Genomic DNA, 16,042 nt, shown 5'->3' on the forward strand with positions numbered 1-16,042 from the left:
AAAATAGATTAGCGCGCCAGCAGCCCCTCGAATGCTGCCTGGGCTTCATAACGAATTCGCTCCTCATCCAGTGTGAGGCAGCTTCCATCCTTAAGCACTTGCTTGCCATCTACCCACACATGCACAACGTCCTTGGCACTCGCAGAATAGACAGCATGCGAGATGAGATCCGTACGAGGCAGGAAATGTGGCTGATCCATGTCCAGCGCAATAAAGTCTGCCTTGTTGCCCGCTGCCAAGACTCCTACTTCCTTCAGCCCAATCGAAACTGCACCGTACTCTGTCGTCATCCGCAACGCCTCAGCTGCCGGTACGGCTGTAGGATCGCCAGACACACCTTTATGAATAAGCGCAGCCAGACGCATTTCCTCGAACATATCCAGATTGTTATTGCTGGCTGGTCCGTCCGTGCCCAAGGACACCTTGACGCCTGCACGAAGTAGATCTGGCACTCTGGCTACACCGCTTGCCAGCTTCAGGTTGCTGCCTGGATTGTGAGACACACCCACGTCATACTGTGCAAGCACCTGAATCTCCTCGTCGTTCAAATGAACAGCATGGGCGACCAGCGATGGTCTGGAGAAGAAACCAAGCTTCTGAAGATGCTCTACTGGACGTGCACCATACTCTCTTACATTCTGCTCTACTTCTGCGAGCGTCTCTGACATGTGTGTATGGAGCGGAAGGTTCAGATCATGAGCAGCCTGAACGAACTGCTCGATGAAGGCTGGTGGACATGTATAAGGAGAGTGCGGAGACATCATCGTTGTAATGCGTCCGTCCGCCTTGCCATGCCAATTCTTTGCAAAAGCAACGGCTTCATTAAGCTTCATCCGCTGCTCTTCCTCTGAACACAGACCGATGGCTCCACGCATCAGACAGGCACGAATACCGGACTGCTCAGCGACTTTGGCGACCTCATCCATGTGATCATACATGTCCAGGAATGTCGTCGTACCTCCCTTAAGCATCTCAAGCACCGACAGGGAAGTACCCCAATATACATCCGTAGAGGTGAATTTCCCCTCCATGGGCCACATTTTTTCCTGCAGCCATTGTTGTAGCACCATATCATCTCCATAGCCACGCAGCAACGACATAGCCGCATGACCATGTGTATTCACAAGTCCAGGAAGGAACAGCAGGCCTTTGCCATCGACAACAGGAGTATTCTCTTCTCCATCGGGGATGGTGGGTCCGATATATGTAATTCGGCTATCCTCTATAATCATACAGCCTTCAATGACACCAGCATCTTGCCCGTTAACTGCAAAATGTCCGTTTTTGATCATCCATTTATTGCTTGTCATGTTCCTTCTCTTCCTTTCCATCCTCCAAATAATAAGCCAGGCTCAGCAAATCTGTCGTAAAATCTGTCGCGTGAATACGAATGTGCCGTGGAGCCTTGAGGATCGTAGGTGCAAAGTTCAGGATAGCTTCGATGCCGCTGTCAATCATCAGATCAGCAACACGCTGTGCTTCAAAATCCGGCACAGTAATAATCCCGATTCGGATATTTAGCCGCTCAACCGTCTCCTTCAGCTCTTCCATAGGCTGCACCTGCAGCGTGTTAATCTTCGTTCCAACCTTGGTAGGTAGAGCATCGAATACGGCTACAATCTTCATATTGTCCTTCAGATATGCATTATAGTTGGACAACGCTTGCCCGAGATTACCTGCCCCAACCAAAGCCACGTTAATCTGCTGATCGATTTTGAGTATATGACGAATAATCTCAATCAGATAGGTGACATCATAGCCAATGCCCTTTCGTCCAAAGTCACCAAAATACGCAAGATCCTTGCGGATCTGGGCCGGATTCAGATCCAGCTTCTGGCCCAGTTCCTGCGAGGACACCGTAGAGATTTCACGCTTTTGCAGCTCATTCAAATATCTTAGGTAAACAGGGAGCCTACGAACGACGGCTTCCGAGATTTTATCCGATTTCATACTTGCTCCTCCTAGTCACAACGGTCTGTATAACTTTAAATTCTAATTTGAACAAAATTTATCCTTGTACCGGCTCATGAAGCCAATCCGCGATTCGCGGAACCATCTGCGTAGTTGGCATATGCTCCATCTTGGGTCCTGGAAGTGAATACAGGAAATGCTTCCCGTAATATGACTCCAGCACTCGCGTATCATAGAGAATGACCACGCCGCGATCCTGTCCCGTCCTGACCAGACGACCAAAGCCCTGCTTGAACCGTATGACAGCCTGCGGCACGGATAGCTGCATGAATGGATTCTTGTTCTGCTGACGCAGCAGCTCACTCTTGGCCTCCAATAACGGCTGATTGGGCGGCTGGAATGGCAGACGAACGATGGCAAGGCAGGTCAGTGCATCCCCAGGAATATCGACCCCTTCCCAGAAGCTGCTTGTACCTAGCAATACGGCCGACTTGGCCTCCTGAAATCTGCGAGTTAACCTCGAACGGCTTCCACTGTCCACACCCTGACCGAGCACCGTAATGTCACTGGCTGCCAGCGATTCTTTGAGCGGCTCATGCACCTGCCGAAGCATACGATAAGAAGTGAACAGCACAAGCATTCTTCCTTTGGTTGCCTGAGCTGCCTTACTCAGGGACTGCACCAGCGTACTTACGAACAACTCATCACCGATGCTACCCTTGACACTTGGGAAATCCCGTGGGATGACGAGAAGTGCCTGCTCTCTGTAATTGAAAGGAGATGGCAGCATCGACGTAAGAAGCCTGCCGGTGTCAGCCGCTTCCTGTAGCCCTAATTGGTCTATCATGTACTGAAAGGATTTGTCGACCGAGAGTGTCGCAGAAGTTAATACCACACTGCTCTTCTTATCAAAAAACATCTCCTTCAGCTGACGACTAACATCCACCGGAACTGCATAAAATTGCAGGGATTTACTGCGGAACTGACCACTTGCCTCCAGCCAGTATACCGTAGTCTCATCCTCCATTTTCATGAAGAAGCGTAGATTCTCACGGAAGCCAGCCAGATCCTTGAACAGTCCCTTCAGATCAATCATGAGGCTCTCTGTGCCGAAATCCTCCAGCTCATCCTCCACTTCCTGTAGCAGCCTGTCTCCTTGACGAATGAGCTCGCCGAGGATCAAATAGATCTGCTGCTCCAGTGCCCCAGCATCTGACCAGCCCTTGGGCTTGTCAGATGGCTTCAGGCGTGCCGAGAATTGCCCACTCTCTCCCGGCGAGGCATCCGAGCGCTCAGGCAGCATTGCGAATAGCATCTCGCTCAGCTTATCCCATGCTTCCTTCGCCTCCACAGCCTCACCATACATGCTGTCAATCGTGGAAGACCAGCCAGTGGCCTGTTCCATACCGGATTGATTCAGCATTTGCCGTAGCGCTGGCAATTGACCTGTCTTACTATCCTTGAATAGTCGGGTCAACGGATGAATAAATGTGAAATATTTCATATGAAGTCCCAGGTGCTTGCCTGCTACCTCTTCCAAATGGTGCGCTTCATCAATGATCAGATGCTCATAGCTGGGCAACAACTGATGACTGGCCTTCACATCCGTGAAGAGCTTGGAGTGGTTCGTTACGATGACATCTGCTGTACCTGCTTCGTGGCGAGCACGATGGTAGAAGCATTTACGAAACCAAGGACAGGATCGGCCAAGACAGGAATCCGAATCACTTGCTACCGTCTCCCAGAAGTCCCCTCCTCGACTGCTAAGGTTCAGCTCTTCATCATCGCCGGTCTCCGTCATCGTGAGCCAGACAATCATCTGTGCAGCTGTGATCAGGTCCTCCTTGGGTGTCGCGAACTCTCTCTTATTTATTTTATGTTCAAACTTCCGCAGACACAAATAATGTCCACGTCCTTTGAATATCGCAGCCCGGAACGGAAAGTCCATAACCTGTGTCAGCAAGGGAATATCACGCTCACGAAGCTGCTCCTGCAAGTTGATCGTATGCGTACTAACAGTCACCTTCTGGCCTGTCTTCACACTCTGATACAAGGCTGGCAGAAGATAACCGAGAGATTTCCCCGTACCTGTACCTGCCTCAATCAACAAATGCTTATCCTTCTGAAGAGCCTCCATCACAGTAGCGAACATCTGGTTCTGCGCTTCTCTCTCCTCATATTGCTTCAAGGTAGACCGCATACGCTCCTGCACGCCTTCAAGAAATTCCTCAAAAGTCACACCGCTGAGTGGACTAGCTTCCTCAGGGTCTCTAGGTGTTGTTATGTCTGTCCAGTCCTCAATCTTGAGCGCGAGCTGACGATAGAAGCTATAACCGTTCAGATCCTGATCTGTCTCGCGTTCACGCTGTTCACGTACACCTTCAAAAAACCAGCTAAGATCACTGTCCTCATTTTGGAACAGCTCGCACAGTCGCTGAATCGTAATGAGCGGCAGCGCCTGCAGATCCTCTAGACACTTGATGAATACCTCGGCGGTTGCCTGCGCATCACTGTCGGCCTGATGTGGCCTGTCATGCACGAGACCAAATTCCGAGGATACATACCCCAACTGATACGAGCCCAATGACGGAAAGAAGATCTTCAGGAAATCCATTGTATCCAGAATACGTCCTTGGTAAGGCAAATAGCCACAGCGATCAAGAGCACTTTGTAAAAAATTGAAGTCAAAGGCCACATTGTGCCCGACCAGCACCGTATCATTTAATAATGGAACCAGCTCAACCATCATATCTTCAAGCTGCGGGGCATTGGCTACATCTTCATCTGTGATGCCAGTTAAGCCCGTAATGAATGGTGGAATCGGCTTTCCCGGATTTACATAAGAACCGTATATTTGGGAGATGCTTAAATCATGATCTATAATAGCAAGCCCGACTTGAATGATATCATCCGTGGACTGGGTTCCTGTCGTCTCAAAATCCAATACTGCAAATTTCATTTCAACCTTAATCCCTTCCATCAAATGAATTTTCTTTCCACCCATAATTAGTATACATCGGAATGGACTATGGTTCGATAAGCATACCAAAAGTTTGAGCTATTGAACAGGCAACAACAAAATAGAGCGATGCAAGGCATCGCCCTTAATGGTTCAGATTCAAGAAAATCAGGCATGGAAAGGTTCGCCAAAGCGTAAATGATCGGAGTTGGTTCGGCATGCTTCCATATTCTGAAGCGCCTCTTGCAGAGAAGGATCATAATTTAAGGCCAGTTTGAAGTATTGCAGTGCTGCCTCGACATTGGAGCTCTTGGTCTCTGCACAGCCGAGTGCGTTATAAAGTACAGCCTTTGTCTTTGCATCGCTGGTAAGCTCCAACGCCTGACGAAGCCCACTAGCAGCCTCCTGGAAATAGTCGTTATACAAATTAGATATAGCTCTGTACATATGTGCCATCAGACTTTGTGGGTATACAGCAAGCACCTGTCCAAATTGCTCCGCTGCCTCCCTGTACATCGTCAGACGGAAATATCCGATGCCACGAGTACACGCATCAAGCGTTAGCTCTGGATAGGCATCCTCATCCGAATGTACAGGATCAGCGTTGTTCTGCTGCTGTACTGCACGCATATCACTCATCTTCTCTTCAAATGCTAGCCATTGATCAATCATGGAGTCGCTCATCCGACGCAGCAGCCCCCATTTATACATCAATTCTTCCTTTCGAGGGCCTTGGGCAGAAGGGTAATATTTCACGATTTCATCTAACATGTCGTTCATCTCTGCGAATACATGCTTGAACATACCTATGCACGCCACCCTTCACAAGATGATGGAATTCACGTCGTAAGGTGACCAGATGCAGATCGGCGACGTGTACTCACATTTTTCGCTCAAAGCCCTCGTTTCATCCGCCCCTCTGCTGTTACATGATGGTAGCGTGCACTTCCTCATGCATGGTCTGTACAGCACGGTTCTTATCATCAACGAATACTACCGTTGGTTGGTATGATTTGGCTTCTTCATTGCTCATACTGGCATAAGATATAATAATGACATTATCTCCAGGCTGAACCAATCGAGCTGCTGCACCATTCAGGCAGATGACGCCGCTGTCCTTGGGACCACGAATGACGTAAGTCTCTAATCTGGCACCGTTATTGTTGTTCACAATCTGGACCTTCTCGTTCTCCAGCAGATCAGCCTGCTCCATCAGCGTTTCATCTATGGTTATGCTACCAACATAATTCAGATTGGCTTCCGTGACCGTTGCCCGATGAATCTTGGACTTCATCATCGTTCTATACATGGGACAGAACCTCCGCTTTTTGTAATCTCATATTGTCAATCAGGCGAGTACGGCCAAAATGTACTGCAAGTGCCATGATGACATCTTCCTCAATTTGCTCCAATTGCTGCGTTAGCTCCAGTGGTTGAAGAGACGGGAAGGTCAAAATTTCAACATAATCAATCCGCGCTAGTGGCGATTGGTTAATCGTCTGGCGCAGAATAGCATCAAGCTCCCCGACTGTCGATGCCTCATGCTCCGTCACAGCCTCCTGAGCGGCTCGTAGCGCTTTGAATAGTGATAATGCTTGAGAACGCTCCTCTGCACTCAGATAGACGTTTCTGGAGCTTAATGCCAGTCCGTCACCCTCTCGAACGATTGGGCACGGTATAATGGTAACATTCATATTAAGATCCATTACCATTTGCTGGAGCACGGCCACCTGCTGCGCATCCTTCATGCCGAAGAAGGCTTTGTCAGGCTGTACCATGTTGAACAGCTTAGCTACCACCGTGGTCACACCGTCAAAATGCCCCGGTCTGGACGCCCCACAGAGGCGGTCCGTCAGGCCACTGACACGAATTTTCGTCCGTGTAGGCTGCGGATACATTGAATCTACTGTCGGCATGAACAGGATATCCACTCCTTCACGCTCTGCAAGAGCAGCATCCCGTTGTTCATCCCGCGGGTAGCTGTCAAAGTCTTCATTAGGCCCGAACTGAATCGGATTCACAAATATGCTGATCACCACAATATCCGACTGCTCTTTGGCGGCTCTCATCAGGCTGGCATGCCCCTCATGCAGGTAGCCCATAGTAGGGACGAAGCCTACGCTGCGCTCTTGCACTGCTCCGTTAGGACGGCGAAGCTCGCTTAGCAGACGACGTAATTCCTGTACATCCTTCACAATCCTCATTTGCTCGTCACCTTCTCTGGAGTCTTCTCGCTCGCTACTTTACCGTAGAGTGCTTGAACTACGCTGTCATCAGCCGTAAATACATGCTCCTTGGCTGGAAAGCTCCGATTTTTGACTTCATTTACATATTGCCCAATACTTTGCTTGATCTGCTCGCCAATGTCGCCGTAAGTCTTCACGAAACGCTTAGGCATATAATCGGACGTATATTTGAGGACATCGTGGTACACAAGCACCTGCCCGTCACAGTCTCGGCCTGCACCGATTCCAATGGTCGGAATTTTCAACTTTGATGTAATGGCAGCCGCTACTTCTTCGGTTACGAGTTCCAGTACAATACCGAAGGCACCAGCCTCTTCCAGAGCCTTGGCATCTCGCATCAGACGCTCAGCATCCGCAGCATCCTTGCCTTGAATACGATAGCCGCCAATCTGATTCACGGACTGTGGTGTCAGACCGATATGCCCAAGCACAGGGACTCCTGCCTGGACCGTAGCACGAACCGTGTCCGCAATCTCCGCGCCGCCCTCCAGCTTGACCGCATGGGCATGTCCTTCCTGCATCAGTCTGCGGATCCCCTGCAGCGCTTCTGTTATACCGCTGTGATAGGTCATAAAAGGCATATCCGCAACAATAAATGTATGTTCAGCTCCACGTGCCACAGCGCGCGTATGGTAGACCATATCGTCGAGTGTCACCGGAATGGTGGAATCGTAGCCCAGCACGACATTCCCTAATGAGTCACCTACGAGAATGATATCGACAGCGGCCTCTTCCGCAAGCCTCGCGGAAGGATAATCATAGGCTGTAATCATGCTCAGCGGAATTCCATCCTGCTTCATTTTTTTCATCTTCACAATGTTCAGTGGTTGTGCTGCCATTGTTTTGTTGCTCCCTTCAGTTCTTTTTTTGGCAAAGCAAAAAAACCTTTCAACACGTAATGAAAACGCGTCACAAAGGTCCGAACAGCCAAAAAAGAGTCACTCGCGATCGTCCCTTCTGTCTCGGTCCTGTTCGGCTCAGAGCAGAATCCAACGCGGGCCAGCAAATGAAGTATGTTGGTCAGCTTTGTATGGATGGGCAATGCCCCGGAGTGCAGTTCGGCTCAATCCGATACCGCCTCCGTTACATTATAACAAAGCATGTAGCATAAATCCATCCTGGAAGTAAGTTACATTTTGTATAAAGTTACGCTTGATTCGCTAAGGCTTGAGCTCTATTTCTCCCGAAAATACAGGCACCACTTGACCATCATCCAGACGCAACAGCAAGGCACCACTCGTATCCAAGCCCATAGCTGTGCCTTCAACAGTCTCTCCTCGGATGACAGAACGAATTCTACGCCCAAGTGATACCGAGAGCGCCTCCCAAAGGGCTGCAATTGGTGTGAATCCCTGTTCTGCATACAGATCATACAAGCTCTCTAGCTCAGACAAGATCGCCGCGATCAGCTCCGTGCGATTGATGACCTTACCTGATTCCAGTCGTAGCGAGGTTGCTACGCCTTTTAGCTCTTCTGGGTAATCCTCTGCCTCCAGGTTCACATCAATTCCAATCCCTGCAATGCAGTACCTTAGTCGTTGGTCCTCAACAGCGGACTCCAGCAGAATACCACATAGCTTACGACCATTCACAAGCAGATCATTCGGCCATTTGATCTCAGCCTGCACACCTGTGCATTGCCGAATGGCCCGACATACAGCCACACCCGTCACCAGCGTAAGCTGTGAAGTATACTGAAGCGGCTGTTGAGGTCGGAGAACTATGCTCATCCAGATGCCTTTTCCCGGTGGCGAGAACCATTTCCGACCGAATCGCCCGCGACCTCCAGTCTGCTCCTCTGCAAGCACAGTCAATCCCTCAGCCATCCCGGACTCCGCGAGCTCCATGGCCACCTGCTGCGTCGAGGCTGTACTCATCAGCACACGTAGCTCTTGCCCGAATCGCCGAGTGTCGATGGCTGTAGCCAGCTCTCCCTGCTGCAGCCACTCGGGACGGCGCGACAGGCGATAGCCAAGACGAGGGGATGCATCAATTTCATACCCCAGCTTGCGGAGCTTGTTTACATGCTTCCAGACCGCCGTACGACTAATATCCAGCTGGCGACTGATATCCTCTCCGGAAATATCACTGCCTTCCGAGTCCAGCAACAGGCGTAGCAACTGCTCATGCTTGTTCATCGTTCATCACCCGCTTCGCTTCTTCAATTAGAGCCTCACGCTCATTTTTCAATTCCCCACAGGCTGCCTTATACAATAAACGAGCCATGAGCTGTCCCAGCCAAGGTCCTCCGCGACGCTCCAGTATAGCCGCCAATTCCCCGCCTGTAATCTCCAAATCCTTCAGTTGAAGCACCGGGGCTGAGCTCAGCCATTCCTGCCCACGTGCCGTGATTAGCTCCATATGACTTCGGGCTTCCAAATAAAGCTCACGATACTCAGTCGGCATCACCCGTTGCACCTCAAGCCAATCCTCTGCTGCTACAGGTCCATATTTTAGAATCAAGCTGATCCACAGCCGATGCAGCCCAACTGCTGGTGTCGCTTGCTCCATGATTGCATTCATTATTCCGTGCTGAAGCGAGGCCTCCATGCGTAGCAGAGCGATTGCACGCTCTCGCACTTCATTCGAACAGGTCCACCCTCGCAGCACTGGGTCTAGCTCTTCTGCCGGTACACGCGTAGACCATGCCAGCATGCCCCAGCGCAGAGGAGGTGCCAGCTCATCCAGACGTGCCAGCAGAGCTGGATCGACCTGCTCCCATGGTGTAGGGACCTTCGTATAGCTGAGCAGGCCAGAACGTCGCAGCAACTCAAGTCCTCTTAGAGGGTCTGGGCCTTCCAGTAGCTTCTCGATCTCGGTGCGCACACGCTCCATTGCAATATGCTGCAGAAGTTCTCTTTTGTGAAGCAAGGCCTTCCACGTGTTATAAGCGATACTGAAGCCAAAGTTTGCCGCAAATCGCACACAACGAAGCATGCGCAGAGCATCCTCCTCGAATCGCTGCTCAGCCTCGCCTACACAGCGAACAAGCTCCAGACGAATGTCCTCTTCACCTGCAAAGGGATCGACTCTTGTGCCATCAGGCCTCATTGCAATAGCATTCATCGTAAAATCCCGTCTTCTTAAGTCCTCGGTGATCTCCTTGACAAAGGCTACGTCCGCAGGTCTGCGGTGATCCTTGTAGTCGGATTCCGTTCTGAATGTAGTGACTTCATAAGGGTTGCCCTCAAGCATGACTGTAACCGTCCCGTGCTGGATCCCCGTAGGAATGGCATCTGGAAAAAGATTCAGTACCTGCTCAGGCTCCGCCGCCGTCGTTATGTCCATATCATGCACGGGGCGCTTTAGCAGCTCATCGCGTACACAGCCACCTACAAAATAGGTCTCATAGCCTGCTGCTATCAGCGTATTCAACACTTTTAATCCATTGCTGACCATATCGGGGTCAGCGTAACGCCAACCATACATAGCGTTCCCACCTTTACTGCTGTAATCCGCAAGCGTTACTACCGATATTAGGAGCCTGCCCCATCAAGCCTGAGCTTTCAGCTATGGCAGATGTGACACATGGCAGGTCGGTTACTTTTTTAGCCATTAATCGGCTTCAAAGCAGACGTCTCAAGTCCCAGTACCCGGTAGTAAATATCTTCATACTGCTGAGTGATTAATGTATCGCAAAATACGGTCCGTGCGCGTTCAAGGCAGGCTTCTCTGAAGTTTGCCGCGAGCTGTTCATCCGTCAGTAACTGAATGGCATAGTCCGCCATGCGCTCTGTATCGCCAATTCCGGCCAGGAATCCAGTCTCTCCATGAACAATCAGCTCAGGAATTCCACCAGCCGTCGATCCTACTGTCGGTACGCCGCAGGCCATGGCCTCCAGACCAACCAATCCGAAGCTCTCCTTCTCCGAAGGAAGCAGGAGCACATCTGCCATTGAGATGACTTGTGCAATTTCGTCCTGTTTGCCAACAAAGAACACCTCGTCCTGCAGTCCGAGCTCTTCAATCTTGCAACGAATTTTCGGCAGATCAGGGCCTTCACCTACCAGCAGCAGCTTGGATTTCACCTTTTGCTGTACTCGGTAGAAGATATCCAGCACATCGCTGACACGCTTAACCGGTCGAAAATTCGAGATATGCATCAGAATCTTTTCATCTGGCCGTGCAAAATCCCTCCGCAGGGAAGCCGCATCTCTCGGGAAATACACCCGCTTGTCCACAAAATTGTAGGTCAGATCAATCGGACGCTCGATATCCAGCACATCAATTGTCTCTGTAATCAGATCCTGGGATACAGCCGTAACCGCATCGCTCTGGTTGATAGCCAGCCTGATGAGATCCTTAAGCGATTCATCCTGAGCCAGGACCGTAATATCCGTACCATGAAGGGTTGTTACTACCTTTAATTGATCTCCGACCATCTGCTTCGCAAGAAAGGCACATACCGCGTGTGGTACCGCATAATGGACATGCAGAACATCCAGATTCTTCATTTGCGCGACCTGCGCCATCTTGGTAGCGAGCGACAGATCATATGGAGGGTATCGAAACACGTAATAATCGTTGACTTCAACTTCGTGATAAAAGATATTCCGATGGAAATGTCCACCTAACCGAAACGGAATCCCATTCGCAATAAAATGAACCTCGTGACCACGCTCGGCCAATAGCTTACCTAGTTCTGTAGCAACTACGCCTGATCCACCCAAAGAGGGATAACAGGTGATACCAATTTTTAATTTGCGATCCATGTTCCAAGGTCACCTCTTTTTCCTACACTTAAATTAAGTTCTATATGTACCATCCTTGTACGAAACAATGACGGGTCTATTCCCGAAAAAAATCCCGCTGTAACGTTCAAAAGCGCTACCCGCGGGAATGAAAATGTTCAACTACAATCGGTGTTTTGCAGGCAAACCCTTCCGCCAGCTGAATCAGCGAACGCTGCCCGAGTAAGGAATCTCTGGCACGCACGCGCTGTAGATACCCCTGGTTCAGAGGTGTTGCGACTACATCATCACCTTTGGCAGGTGCATCGAATTGGGAGCGATAGCACATCAGGCTCTGCTCCTTGAGCTCATAATGCTCGGTTACATCTACGATGACATCGGCCTGTCCAAGGTCATTGATAAAGTAATAGTACAGCTGTTGTACATGTACTGCTGGCAGCTCTGGCATATACCTACGCAGCTTCGCGTTGAAGACAGCCTCATCGACCAGCTTACTGCACATCACATGATCCGGATGCCTGTCCTCCCAGTATGGTGAAAACACGATGGAAGGAGCATGACGGCGAATTTCTGCTGTTACTGCAGCAATATGCTCTGGTGTTATGTACAGTCCACGATCGGGCAGTCCCAGATTGCTTCTTGTCGTCAGTCCCAAGATTCGCCCAGCCTCGTTGGCTTCCTTCTGCCGAAGTTCTACAGTCCCGTTAGAGGACATCTCGGCACGAGTGAGGTCACAGATTCCTACCCGCATTCCTGCCGACACATGCTTCGCAATTGTACCTGCCATTCCAATCTCGGCGTCATCCGCATGAGCACCGAATATCAAGATATCCAGACTCATGCGTCCCCAGCCTCATCTACACCAGGCTTGTATTTATGCACCAGGTTGCGCCAAGCAAAGTCTCCCCGATCTACAGCCTTTACGAGAATTTCAGCAGTCGCAATATTGGTCGCAAGCGGAATCCCCTGTACGTCACACAAACGCAGCAAGGCCGTGATGTCAGGCTCGTGCGGCTGGGCCATAAGTGGATCGCGTAGGAAAATGATCAGATCCATTTCATTTTGTGCGACAAGCGCACCAATCTGCTGATCTCCGCCTAGTGGACCGCTCATGAAGCGGTGAATCTTCAGCGAGGTCACATCCATGATACGTTGTCCGGTTGTACCCGTAGAGTACAGCTCATAATCCTTAAAGACATGCTCGTAGGCTGTCACAAAATTAACCATTTCGTCTTTTTTTCTGTCGTGAGCGATAAATGCAATTTTCAGCATAGATGTGTACCCTCTCTCATCCAGTTAGATACTAATCAATAAAATGCTCAAATCCATACACCATTCCAGTGCGCTCCATTACCTTTTGAATACCAATCTTAACCCCTGGCATGTATCCAGCACGTTCGTAGGAGTCATGACGAATTTTGAGCGATTGCCCATAGTCACCGAACACAACCTCCTGCTGAGCGAATACACCTGGTAATCGAACACTATGAATACGAAAGCCCTGATAGTAGCCTCCGCGCGAGCCTTCAATTGTCTCTTCCTCATGCGGATTACCCTGACGGAGCTCCTGACGCTGCTCGGCAATCATCTCCGCTGTCTTCACTGCAGTTCCGGAAGGGGCATCAAGCTTGTGATCCCCGTGATACTCAATAATCTCAAGATGCGGGAAATATTTAGCCGCTTGGGCAGCGAATCGCATCATCAGAATGACGCCAATGGAGAAATTGGGGGCAATCAGCCCACCGATCCCATGCAGCTTGCATTGCTTGTCCAATTCTTCAATCTGCTCAGGCGTGAAGCCCGTCGTCCCCATGACAGGACGTACGCCATGCTGGATGGCAAGCAGCGTATGCTTGTATGCGAATTGTGGGGTTGTGAAGTCCACCATAACCTCCGCACCACTGCTTGCCAGTGCCGACTCCAGATCTTCTGTTACGAGCACTCCGGCTGGCGCTAATCCAACCATCCCTCCTGCATCCATCCCAACCTCGGAACGACTCACTGCAGCAACAAGCTCAAGCTCTTGATCCTGCAAAGCCAGCTTAACTACTTCTCTTCCCATACGTCCGCCGGCTCCTACAACTGCTACTCTAATTTTATCTGCCATATTTGCATCTCCTTTTGCTGCTGTCTGGAAGTCGTTAGTTTCATCTTCATCAGGCCCGAGTCAATGGGGCTCATGTCCGGTATCCGCCTCTAATTTGCGACGGTGCATATCTACTAGCAGACGATTCAACCTCTCCTCATGAGGAAGAAGGGCTTGCGCCTCCTGAATCGCACGAATAGCGTCATCGTATCGGGATAGCTCTCCATAGGCTAATGCCGTCAGTACAAGCGCATCCCCGCTTAAAGGGTCTAGTCTTACAGCCTCCATCAGGAGAGATAAGGCCAAATGCGTAATCGCCTGATCATGGCGCTGATCTCCTTCAAGGAGCCTGCGGGCCTCTGCTGTATATTGCCTAGCTTCCAGGGCGTGCAAATGAAGCACATATTCCTCTTGCCCGGGCGCCAGCTGTATAGCTCTTCTTGCGCATTGAACAGCCTGATCCAGGTGATTGCTGCGGGCATGAGTGACGGAGCATCGGTAGTGATGGCTGGCAACATGGGGCTCCTGGGCAATAGCCTGTTCAAAATAACGGATTGCCGCTTCAAAATCGCTGTTCAATATGCATTGGTATGCCTTCTGAATGCAATCATCCGCCTTCATGCTGCCGCACCTCCGAATTCCGGTTTAGTACAGCATATGTAAGGATAGCCTAATCGGTGTCCTTTTTGGTCCAGCGATTTGCGTCGCGTGTGTTAAATTTGTGCAACACTTTATCGTGGGCCTGTGTTAGGTCAATGCCAAGGGAATTGGCAAAGCAAATGGTGATAAACAATATATCCCCAAGCTCCAGTTCAATGGAGTTATCTGCTTCGTCCGCCTTCTTCGGCTTCTCACCAAAGGAATGATTCACCTCGCGCGCGAGCTCTCCCACTTCCTCCGACATGCGTGCCAGCATAGATAAAGGACTGAAATATCCTTCTTTGAACTGCGAAATATACTGATCAACTTCACGCTGCATGTCTGCAAGTGTTTTGTCCATGAATCCAATCTCCTTTTAGCAACTCACTATCACTATAGAACGAACAGTCGCGCTAAAGCTCCAAATTCCAATAAGAGCTGCTTGAACTGGTCGTTACGATGGTTTATCCATATGTTATCGTAAAGAAGATTTGAAAACAAATATTTTTTATCTTCCATGAACAAGGTATACTATGTAAGGTTGCCCGGAAAAATATTCTACAGGCAACGCCAAATTATTAACAGTGAGGGATAATATGAAGACGCTAAAGTCTCTGGAGCCTTTTAAAACCATACTACCAATCGTGCTAGGTGCTGCTGTATTTGCTTTTGGAATCCTGTATTTCATCATTCCTAACAAACTGATGGAAGGCGGAGTAACAGGCATAACACTATTGCTGAACTATGCCTTTTCCATCTCGCCATCCCTGTCCACCCTTCTTCTTAATATACCTCTCTACATGATCGGGTGGAAGGTTCTCGGCGGAAGACAGATGATCTACACCGGGATCGGCATCGGAGCGCTAACCTTCTTCCTGTGGCTATTCGAAAGAATGATCAAGGCTGGCTGGATCGAGCCTTTTGCAACCGAGCATGATATTTTACTAGCTGCATTATATGCAGGTGTAACGCTGGGGGCCGGGTTAGGCATCGTATTCCGCTTCGGCGGCACTACTGGCGGCTCTGATATTATAGCCAGAATATTGAATCGTCGGTATGGCTGGAGCATGGGACAAATTATGCTTGGCATTGATGTCATTATCATCGGGACCTCATTACTCTATATTCCCAAGGAGAAGATCTTGTACACACTGGTTGCTGTCTTCATCGCTTCCAAGGTCATTGATTTTATTCAGGAAGGGGCCTATTCGGGGAAAGCCTTCATGATTATCAGCGACCATGCAAATGAGATTGCCTCCATCATTACCAAGGACATGGAGCGAGGGGTAACGATCATTCCAGCGATTGGCGCCTATTCACAGCAGGCCAAGTACGTCGCTTATTGCGTTGTCTCCAGACAGGAAATTCGTCGCTTACAGCAAATCGTGAAATCAGTCGATCCGCGAGCATTCATGATTATTAGTGAAGTTCAGGATGTCCACGGTGAAGGCTTTAGAGAAGAGTAATGAAAAATTGCCCCAAGGCTATAAGACATTATTGTCTCATCGCC

At 49.8% G+C, this 16,042-nt stretch carries 16 protein-coding genes; 1 reads left to right on the forward strand and 15 read right to left on the reverse strand.

Annotation, left to right across the window (positions count from 1 at the left end; all coding sequences use genetic code 11):
* Positions 1 to 8: 8 nt before the first annotated feature.
* The 15 genes from D328_RS0116860 to D328_RS0116930 form a co-directional block, all read right to left on the reverse strand.
* Positions 9 to 1,310, reverse strand: a complete 1,302-nt coding sequence (locus D328_RS0116860) for an amidohydrolase (RefSeq protein ID WP_018886202.1) — start codon at positions 1,308 to 1,310, stop codon at positions 9 to 11.
* Entirely contained in the window at positions 1,297 to 1,950 is a 654-nt protein-coding gene (locus D328_RS0116865; protein WP_018886203.1) for a redox-sensing transcriptional repressor Rex, read from the reverse strand. The genes D328_RS0116860 and D328_RS0116865 overlap by 14 nt, the downstream gene beginning before the upstream one ends.
* A 58-nt stretch (positions 1,951 to 2,008) precedes the next feature.
* Complete coding sequence (gene dinG / locus D328_RS0116870; protein ID WP_026281234.1) at positions 2,009 to 4,870, reverse strand: ATP-dependent DNA helicase DinG; 2,862 nt, start codon at positions 4,868 to 4,870, stop codon at positions 2,009 to 2,011.
* Positions 4,871 to 5,038: 168 nt separating this feature from the next.
* Positions 5,039 to 5,674: a hypothetical protein gene (locus D328_RS0116875; protein WP_018886205.1), complete on the reverse strand. Its 636-nt coding sequence runs from the start codon at positions 5,672 to 5,674 to the stop codon at positions 5,039 to 5,041.
* A 121-nt stretch (positions 5,675 to 5,795) separates the two neighbouring features.
* Positions 5,796 to 6,179, reverse strand: coding sequence for an aspartate 1-decarboxylase (panD, locus tag D328_RS0116880; RefSeq protein WP_018886206.1), 384 nt, complete (start codon positions 6,177 to 6,179; stop codon positions 5,796 to 5,798).
* Entirely contained in the window at positions 6,172 to 7,074 is a 903-nt protein-coding gene (gene panC / locus D328_RS0116885) for a pantoate--beta-alanine ligase (RefSeq protein ID WP_018886207.1), read from the reverse strand. The genes panD and panC overlap by 8 nt, the downstream gene beginning before the upstream one ends.
* On the reverse strand, positions 7,071 to 7,955 hold the full coding sequence (gene panB / locus D328_RS0116890; RefSeq protein WP_018886208.1) for a 3-methyl-2-oxobutanoate hydroxymethyltransferase: 885 nt from the start codon (positions 7,953 to 7,955) through the stop codon (positions 7,071 to 7,073). Before panB ends, panC begins: the two co-directional genes overlap by 4 nt.
* Before the next feature lie 321 nt (positions 7,956 to 8,276).
* Positions 8,277 to 9,254, reverse strand: coding sequence for a biotin--[acetyl-CoA-carboxylase] ligase (locus D328_RS0116895; protein ID WP_018886209.1), 978 nt, complete (start codon positions 9,252 to 9,254; stop codon positions 8,277 to 8,279).
* On the reverse strand, positions 9,241 to 10,545 hold the full coding sequence (locus D328_RS0116900; protein WP_018886210.1) for a CCA tRNA nucleotidyltransferase: 1,305 nt from the start codon (positions 10,543 to 10,545) through the stop codon (positions 9,241 to 9,243). The genes D328_RS0116895 and D328_RS0116900 overlap by 14 nt, the downstream gene beginning before the upstream one ends.
* 119 nt (positions 10,546 to 10,664) lie before the next feature.
* Positions 10,665 to 11,828, reverse strand: a complete 1,164-nt coding sequence (gene bshA, locus D328_RS0116905; RefSeq protein ID WP_018886211.1) for an N-acetyl-alpha-D-glucosaminyl L-malate synthase BshA — start codon at positions 11,826 to 11,828, stop codon at positions 10,665 to 10,667.
* A gap of 115 nt (positions 11,829 to 11,943) precedes the next feature.
* On the reverse strand, positions 11,944 to 12,648 hold the full coding sequence (bshB1, locus tag D328_RS0116910) for a bacillithiol biosynthesis deacetylase BshB1 (RefSeq protein ID WP_018886212.1): 705 nt from the start codon (positions 12,646 to 12,648) through the stop codon (positions 11,944 to 11,946).
* On the reverse strand, positions 12,645 to 13,079 hold the full coding sequence (gene mgsA, locus D328_RS0116915) for a methylglyoxal synthase (RefSeq protein WP_018886213.1): 435 nt from the start codon (positions 13,077 to 13,079) through the stop codon (positions 12,645 to 12,647). The genes bshB1 and mgsA overlap by 4 nt, the downstream gene beginning before the upstream one ends.
* A gap of 31 nt (positions 13,080 to 13,110) precedes the next feature.
* Positions 13,111 to 13,914, reverse strand: a complete 804-nt coding sequence (dapB, locus tag D328_RS0116920; protein ID WP_018886214.1) for a 4-hydroxy-tetrahydrodipicolinate reductase — start codon at positions 13,912 to 13,914, stop codon at positions 13,111 to 13,113.
* A gap of 60 nt (positions 13,915 to 13,974) precedes the next feature.
* Positions 13,975 to 14,514 carry a tetratricopeptide repeat protein gene (locus tag D328_RS0116925; protein ID WP_018886215.1) on the reverse strand — a complete coding sequence of 180 codons (540 nt, stop codon included), beginning with the start codon at positions 14,512 to 14,514 and terminating at the stop codon, positions 13,975 to 13,977.
* 49 nt (positions 14,515 to 14,563) lie between these two features.
* A complete protein-coding gene (locus D328_RS0116930) occupies positions 14,564 to 14,893 on the reverse strand; it encodes a nucleotide pyrophosphohydrolase (RefSeq protein ID WP_018886216.1) in 330 nt (109 codons plus the stop codon).
* Positions 14,894 to 15,128: 235 nt separating this feature from the next.
* Between D328_RS0116930 and D328_RS0116935 the strand changes: the two genes are divergently transcribed.
* The gene (locus tag D328_RS0116935) at positions 15,129 to 15,998 is read left to right on the forward strand and encodes a YitT family protein (protein WP_018886217.1); all 870 of its coding nucleotides are present in this window, start codon (positions 15,129 to 15,131) and stop codon (positions 15,996 to 15,998) included.
* Positions 15,999 to 16,042 lie beyond the last annotated feature (44 nt).

Origin of the sequence: Paenibacillus massiliensis 2301065 = DSM 16942, from assembly GCF_000377505.1 — a bacterium.
In the GTDB taxonomy this organism is placed as follows: domain Bacteria; phylum Bacillota; class Bacilli; order Paenibacillales; family Paenibacillaceae; genus Paenibacillus; species Paenibacillus massiliensis.